This is a genomic window from Ascidiaceihabitans sp. (assembly GCF_039986515.1).
Classification (GTDB): domain Bacteria; phylum Pseudomonadota; class Alphaproteobacteria; order Rhodobacterales; family Rhodobacteraceae; genus Ascidiaceihabitans.
The window spans coordinates 54,497-61,315 of record NZ_JBDWQO010000024.1 but is presented as its reverse complement, the minus strand read 5'-3'; the positions used below and the strand labels follow the sequence as shown (position 1 = coordinate 61,315).

5 protein-coding genes are annotated in these 6,819 nt (G+C 53.3%); all 5 read left to right on the top strand.

Annotated elements, in window-relative coordinates; all coding sequences use genetic code 11:
* Positions 1-344 (top strand): hypothetical protein (locus ABJL60_RS21445; RefSeq protein ID WP_348502194.1); only part of this gene is annotated, 344 nt, incomplete at its 5' end.
* 84 nt (positions 345-428) lie between these two features.
* A complete protein-coding gene (locus ABJL60_RS21440) occupies positions 429-1,955 on the top strand; it encodes a mechanosensitive ion channel family protein (protein WP_348376389.1) in 1,527 nt (508 codons plus the stop codon).
* Positions 1,956-2,051: 96 nt separating this feature from the next.
* Positions 2,052-3,557 (top strand): FMN-binding glutamate synthase family protein, encoded by a 1,506-nt coding sequence (locus ABJL60_RS21435; RefSeq protein WP_348289894.1) that lies wholly within the window; start codon positions 2,052-2,054, stop codon positions 3,555-3,557.
* A gap of 14 nt (positions 3,558-3,571) precedes the next feature.
* Entirely contained in the window at positions 3,572-5,236 is a 1,665-nt protein-coding gene (locus ABJL60_RS21430; protein ID WP_348376388.1) for an acetolactate synthase large subunit, read from the top strand.
* Complete coding sequence (locus tag ABJL60_RS21425) at positions 5,233-6,621, top strand: aldehyde dehydrogenase family protein (protein WP_348376387.1); 1,389 nt, start codon at positions 5,233-5,235, stop codon at positions 6,619-6,621. The genes ABJL60_RS21430 and ABJL60_RS21425 overlap by 4 nt, the downstream gene beginning before the upstream one ends.
* Positions 6,622-6,819 lie beyond the last annotated feature (198 nt).

The following is a 6,819-nucleotide window of genomic DNA, read 5'->3' as shown; positions in this document are numbered from 1 at the left end:
TTCCGATCTCGCTCAGCCATTTTCGTACAGGTAATGCTTGTCCGAAACTTGGGCCAGTCCCAGCCTGTTACGTCGTCTCGCTGGCCTATCTGGCGATGGCGATTGCTGTTTCAATTGGCTGGCACCGCTTTAAGTGGTTGTTTTTTATCGGTGCCACACCCGTAATTCTTTTGGCGATTGCGGGAACTACCCTTGAGTTGTTTGGCAGGCCAACGTGCCCGCGTTCAGATAGCGGTTGGCCACTTTGCTATACGTCACTGATGATTGGCGGCAGCCTTCTTGCCTTGTGTTTAGGTGCGGTGCTGACAGAACGGACAGCCACGATGCGCGGTGCCACGACGTGAAGTGCCGTCAATATACTTCGGGTGCCCAGATTCCTTTGTTGGGGTTTTCTGCGCTGCTTCCACTACCCCTCGAGGCAGATTAAAGTGGGCATATTAAACGCATTCGCCCTTATTATTGCGGATTACACCGCGTTGGCCGTTATCGGTGTTGTGGCCTTGGGCTTCTGGCTGTTTGGCAAACACGCATCATTGTTGAAGGGTCTCACTGGGCGGCATCCCATCCTATCAGCACTTGTTGATCTGTTTGCAGCGCCCCTGTTGGCCCTGCTTTTGGGTGCTATCGCGCAGTCTGTGGTTTCGCGGTATGGCTTCGATGATTTCAGCGCTCAAATCAATACACTCACGCTCTTGATGCTGATCCTTGCGGTTGCATGGTGTTTGGCACGGTTGGCCGAGCTGTTTTTTGTCTTTAAGAACCGTCGGGACGGGACAAGCCGTCTGCCGGCCCTCCAGCGCGGTTTGTTGTTTGGCAGCTTCTTTTTTGTCGGCGTTGCGTCATTTATATTTGGGCAAGGCTATTCAATCACCGGCTTATATATCTCGACGGGTGCTGTCGCCGCCTTGGTCGCATTTGCGATGCAGCAAACTTTGGGTGATTTTTTCTCGGGCATTGCGCTGAGCATTGAGCACCCATTCAAACTGGGCGAACGCATTCGTTTGGCCGACGGTTCCGAAGGCAAGATCATTGACTTAAACTGGCGTGCGACGCGTTTGCTTGCATGGGATAATTCCACATTGGTGATCCCCAACAGCGAACTGGCAAAACAGGAAATCACAAACTTTCACGGCTCCGACCATGCTTATGCCCCATGGTACGAAATCAAAATACCCGCCGAAGTGGATCCGCGCTTTGCGCAAGCACTGTTGCTTGAGGCGGCGCTAAAGTGCAGCAAAGTTATGAAGGACCCGCTTCCTTTGGTCCGCCTGATCGACGCGACCACAGTTCCATATACCTATATGATCTGGGTTCACTTCCCGAATTATGCCGCGATGTTTGCCGGTCGAGAGCAGCTTTTCCAAGAAATCCACTATGCGCTGAAAGATGTTGGCACTCAGGTTTCGCCCGACATTCACGAGCTTCGCAACCGGCAGGTTGCTACGATGCAGGTTGACCCGCCGACAACAATGCTGGTTTTGAAGATGCTTGATATCACCAAGCAACTGTCAGATGAGGAACTGGAAGAGCTGGCCGAACACAGCAATCGCAAAACGATTGAAGCGGGTACGGTAATTGCCTTGGAAGGCGAAACCGCCAAGGCAATAGATGTCGTTATTCACGGCGTTGTCGAAGCGAGCGTTACGACAAAGGAAGGCACACCTAGGGTCGTTGGGCACCTTAGATCGGGAGAATATTTTGGGCTGACCTCAATGTTCATGGAAACGCCATCCTTCCTAAAGTTTACGGCGTCCACCAATGTCACCCTGATCCGCATTGATATTGAGCGGTTGCAAAAAGTACTGGTTGACCGGCCTGACCTTCACGATGCGTTCGCTGCCATTTTGAAGCAACGAATGGATGCCACACAAGATGTGCAGCTCGACAGGCCGCTGCCATCTAGGCGTCTCACCTTAAAGGACATTTTGCGGAGGATCGAAAAGTGGACCCTGTAAAGGGTACGATAGACCAAACCATGTGATCACTGTGATCCAAGACGGGGTTCAACTGATTATGGCACCTAACCCGATGTCAGGAAACTTGAGGAAACTATGACAACCTATTTACCCATCCTAACGACGACGTTCATTTTCTTTTTGGGTCTTGGCGTTCTGGCCGTGATTGCCATGTTCGTGATCGACATCACGCAAACCAGCGATGCGGTGCGTAGAAATTACCCCGTGATTGGCCGTTTCCGGCATGTCTTTACAGAGCTTGGAGAGTTTTTCAGGCAGTATTTCTTTGCGATGGACCGCGAGGAAATGCCCTTTAACCGCGCAGAGCGGGACTGGATCGGGCGCGCAGCCAAAGGCGAGGATAACACTGTCGCTTTCGGTTCAAGCAAGATGCTGTCAGTGTCTGGCACGCCTATTTTTGTGAACTGTCCTTTTCCAACGTTGGATGAAGACGCGCACGAGGTGCAGCCCCTTCTGATCGGTCCACATTGCAAGACGCCCTACAATGCCCCGTCCTTCTTTAACATTTCCGCCATGAGCTATGGCGCGTTGTCGACACCCGCCGTGCGGGCGCTGTCGAAAGGTGCCAAGCTTGCCGGGTGTTGGATGAACACAGGCGAGGGCGGGTTGTCACCCTATCACCTTGAGGGAGGCGCAGATGTCGTTTTCCAAATCGGTACAGCAAAATATGGTGTGCGCGATGAAGCCGGCAATCTGTCGGATGAAAAGCTGAAAGAAGTCGCCGCACACGAACAAGTTCGCATGTTTGAGCTAAAGATGAGCCAAGGCGCCAAGCCCGGTAAGGGCGGCATCTTGCCCGGTGCGAAAGTCACGCCAAAGATTGCGGCGATCCGTGGCATTCCAGTGGGGAAAGATTCCATTTCACCCAACCGCCATCCCGAAATAAACGACGCCGCATCGATGCTTGATATGATCAACCATGTGCGCGAAGTGACCGGCAAACCGGTTGGCTTTAAGGCAGTGATTGGCAGTTATGGCTGGCTGTCCACTTTGGCTCAGGAAATTCATCAGCGCGGGATCGAATCTGCGCCAGACTTCATCACCATCGACAGTGGCGATGGCGGCACCGGTGCGGCCCCCATGCCGTTGATGGACAACGTTGGTTTGGTGATCAAGGAATCCTTGCCTTTGGTTGTCGATATCCTGACGGAACATGGGTTGCGCGACCGGATCAAGATTATTGCCTCGGGTAAACTCGTAACCCCATCCGAAGTCGCTTGGGCGCTGGCAGCGGGCGCTGATTTCATCAGCTCAGCCCGTGGTTTCATGTTTTCGCTGGGCTGTATCCAAGCACTTAAATGTAACAAGAATACCTGTCCGACAGGGATCACAACCCACGACAAACGCCTGCAAAAGGGTCTTGATCCAGCAGACAAGTCGGTCAAGGTCGCCAACTTTTGCAAGAACATGATGCACGAGGTCGAAGTGATTTCCCACTCTGTCGGTGTGGGGCGACCGCGTCTGATGAAACGCAAGCATGTGCGGATCATGCAATCGGACGGCACCTCTATCGCGATGGATGAACGCTATCCCTACAAGGACGTTTTACCGGCCTACCAGCCACGAACGGCAGCAAAATAAGGAAAGATAAGACCATGGCCAATTCAAACACCCAGACCATTAAGGCAACCGATCTTTTCGTCAAAGCGCTTGTAGCTGAAGGCGTCGAGCAGATTTTTGCCGTCCCCGGTGAAGAAAACCTAGACCTTGTTGAATCCCTGCGGACCTCAAGTATCAAACTGATCCTTACACGCCATGAACAGGGTGCTGCCTTTATGGCTGCCACCTACGGTCGTCTGACGGGCAAACCCGGTGTCTGCATGGCGACGCTGGGGCCGGGGGCCACAAACTTCGCCACCCCTGCGGCTTATGCGCATTTGGGGGGGTTCCCCCTGATCATGATCACGGGTCAAAAGCCGATCAAGAAATCCAAGCAAGGTCAATTCCAGATCGTTGACGTGGTCGGCCTGTTCGATCCGATCTGCAAGATGAGCAAACAAATTGTTCACGGCAACACGATCCCCTCACTGGTGCGCGAAGCATTCCGCGTTGCGAGCGAAGAGCGCCCCGGTGCCGTTTTGCTTGAGCTGCCCGAGGACATCGCAGAAGAGCAATGTGATGCCGCCGTGATCACACCGCATAAACGCTATTATGCCGTCGCGGATGATGCGGTGTTGTCAGATGCAGCTGACCTCATCAAAAAGGCCAGGATGCCTTTGGTGTTGGTTGGCGCAGGGGCCAATCGCAAAGATGTGCGCGATGCGATTTCTGGCTTTATTGACGCTACGGGTATCCCGTTTTTTGTGACGCAAATGGGCAAAGGCGTGGTCGACGAACGCTCGGAACTGTTCCTTGGCACGGCCGCCTTGTCTGACGGCGACTATCTGCACTGCGCGATCGACCGCGCAGATTTGGTGATCAATTTTGGGCATGACGTCGTTGAAAAACCGCCTTTCTTTATGGAAGACGGCGGCAAGAAGGTTATCCATGTGAACTATAAATCTGCGCAAGTGGATTCAGTTTATTTTCCACAGGTCGAAGTTGTCGGTGACTTGGCAGCTTCGGTTAGAAAGCTTCAGACGGCAGTTGGTAATGATCTCAGGGTCGATTTGACGTACTTCAAAACCATAAAAGCCGAGGTTGAAAAGCATCTTGCCGAGGGCGTTGATGACCCCCGTTTCCCTGTCACACCACAGCGTTTTGTTGCGGATACGCGGCGCGCTATGGGCGACAAAGATATCATCGCGTTGGACAACGGTATCTATAAAATCTGGTACGCTCGGAACTACAAAGCCTACGAGCCTAACACCGTTTTGTTGGACAATGCCTTGGCCACGATGGGCGCAGGTCTGCCGTCTGCAATGGCGGCGGCGATGCAATACCCTGATCGCCGCGTGATGGCGATTTGCGGGGACGGTGGCTTTATGATGAACTCTCAAGAGCTCGAAACCGCAATCCGTCTCAAACTCAACCTTGTGGTGATGGTGTTCAATGACAGCTCATATGGCATGATCCGCTGGAAGCAAACTGCAGCAGGGTTTGATGACTGGGGGCTGGAATTTGGCAACCCCGATTTTGTCAAATACGCGGAAAGCTATGGTGCCACGGGCCATCGCATCGAAGCGACGGATGATCTGGTGCCCACCATCAATGCAGCTTTCAAAGCCGGCGGTGTGCATCTGATCGACCTGCCTGTTGACTACTCCGATAACCAAAAGGTTCTGATCGACGAGTTGGCAGAGAAGGCGTGTTTGCTATGAGCGGGGGCACACTTGAGGTCGTTAATCCATTTGATCTTAAGGCAATCGGTTCGGTTGCCTTAACCGGTTGGGACGAGATTGACGGCTATCTCGCGACGGCCAAGCAATTGCATGAAAACCGCAAAGGCTGGCTGCCCGCGTATCAAAGGATCGAGATCCTGAAACGGGCAGGGGCGCTCATGCAGAGCCGCTTTGAGGAACTCGCCTATCTGATTGCCAACGAGGGCGGCAAACCCCTGATCGATGCGCGGGTCGAAGTTGCCCGCGCCATCGACGGGATGAACCTGTGTATCAAAGAAATTCCGAACCTTACAGGTAAACAAATTCCAATGGATTTGACAGCGGCGGGCGCGGGGCGCATCGCCTTTACCCAGCGCGAGCCAATTGGCCCTGTTGTTGCGGTGTCAGCGTTTAACCATCCTCTGAACCTGATCGTGCATCAGGTCGCGCCTGCGGTTGCAACGGGGTGTCCTGTCTTGGTCAAGCCTGCTGACGACACGCCACTGTCCTGTCAGGTCTTTGTCGATATCTTGATCGAGGCGGGGCTGCCCGAAGAATGGTGTCGCTTTGTGCCTTGCGATATCCCCACAGCAGAGCAATTGGTCACGGACCCGCGTGTTGCGTTCTTTACTTTTATCGGGTCCGGCAAGGTGGGCTGGATGCTGCGTTCCAAGCTGGCACCAGGCACGCGTTGCGCGCTTGAACATGGCGGATCTGCACCTGTCATTGTCGACCAAACCGCAGATATTGAAGCAATGATACCAAGCCTTGTGAAGGGCGCATTCTATCATTCCGGTCAGGTCTGTGTCTCGGTGCAGCGCGTCTTGGCCCCGAAAGGCATGGCGGACGATATCGCGCAGCTTTTGAGCGACGCGGCGGCAAAACTGGTTGTTGGCAATGCCGTGCATGAAGACACCGAAGCTGGCCCGCTGATCCGCCCCAGAGAGGTTGACCGTGTCGCGGAATGGGTCGAAGAGGCGAAGGTCACGGGTGCCAGCGTGCTGACTGGCGGAACAAAGCGGGGCGATACAACATATGAGCCAACAGTGTTATTGCGACCATCGCTCACTGCCAAAGTCTCATTACAAGAGATATTTGGCCCAGTCATGTGCGTCTATGAATACGAAAATTTCGATGCCGCTATTTTACAGGCAAACAGCCTGCCTTTCGCATTTCAAGCCTCGGTATATTCCAAAGATCTTGATGTCGCGATGCAGGCCATTCAGAACCTAGATGCGACAGCCGTCATGGTGAATGATCACACTGCGTTTCGGGTAGATTGGATGCCATTCGCAGGCCGCAAAAAATCTGGTTATGGAACCGGCGGGATTGGCTACACAATGCACGACATGACCCAAGATAAGATGGCGGTCATAAAACTATAAGGAAGGATGGCTTCTCAGATCAGATTCAAATGTACGGTATTAACATAATATAGATTACGCGTAATATCTTTGATGCGCGGGCACTGTCTGAACCCATGCGTTAAATTTGCCGTGGCTTGCTTTAGGGTCCTCACCCTTGATTCCCGTCACAACCGATATTTTTGGTCAAAGAACCGACCACCCTTTGGCGGTCGGTTC